The organism is Parafrankia sp. FMc2 (assembly GCF_041008525.1).
Taxonomy (GTDB): Bacteria; Actinomycetota; Actinomycetes; order Frankiales; family Frankiaceae; genus Parafrankia.
This window is the reverse complement of record NZ_JBFLUG010000470.1, coordinates 1-754: the sequence shown is the minus strand read 5'-3', so window position 1 is coordinate 754 and position 754 is coordinate 1. Positions and strand designations below refer to the sequence as shown.

The 754-nt window shown below is 72.7% G+C and carries 1 protein-coding gene; it reads left to right on the top strand.

Going from position 1 to position 754, the window contains the following annotated elements; translation table 11 throughout:
• Positions 1-61 precede the first annotated feature (61 nt).
• The coding region (locus tag AB1460_RS37990; protein ID WP_368967437.1) for an IS66 family transposase at positions 62-754 on the top strand (693 nt) is incomplete at its 3' end.

The following is a 754-nucleotide window of genomic DNA, read 5'->3' as shown; positions in this document are numbered from 1 at the left end:
TCAGCTCGTCGAGCGGGAGTGCGGCTGCGGGACACGGACGAAGGCGACCGCACCGGCGGGGGTGGATGCCCCAACCCAGTACGGGCCGCGGGTGAGTGCGGCGGCGGTCTACCTGTATTCCGGGCAGTTCCTGTCGAAGGACCGGACCGCGACCGCGCTCGCCGAGCTGGTCGGGATCCCCCTGTCCGCGGGCACGGTCGCGGCGATGACCGCCCGCGCCGCCGCCGACCTGGCCGGTTTTCTGACCGCCATCCGTGACCTGCTCGCCGGTGCCACCGTGGTCGGTGCGGACGAGACCGGGCTACGGGTCGCCGGGCGGTTGCACTGGGTGCACTGCGCCCGCACCGGGAAATACACGCTGATCGACTGCCATCCGAAGCGTGGGACCGCCGGGATCGACGCCCTCGGGGTGCTGACCGGCTTCACCGGGGTCGTGGTCCACGACGCCTGGGCGCCGTACGACACCTACACCTCCGCCACCCACCAGCTGTGTGTCGCCCACGTGCTGCGTGAGCTGCAGGCCGTGAGCGACGCCGCCCCGGCCGGTGTCTGGTGCTGGGCCACCCAGGCCGCCGACGCCCTGGTTGCCCTGCACCGCCTCGCTGTCGACGCTGCCACCACCGGCACCGCGATCGACCCAAAGGCGCTGGCAGACCACACCCGGACCCTGCGTCACGCCGCCCACATCGGGATCACCCAGACTTCACCCCGCGGTACCAAGCTCATGGCCGCCCGCCACGCGTTGGCCTGCCGG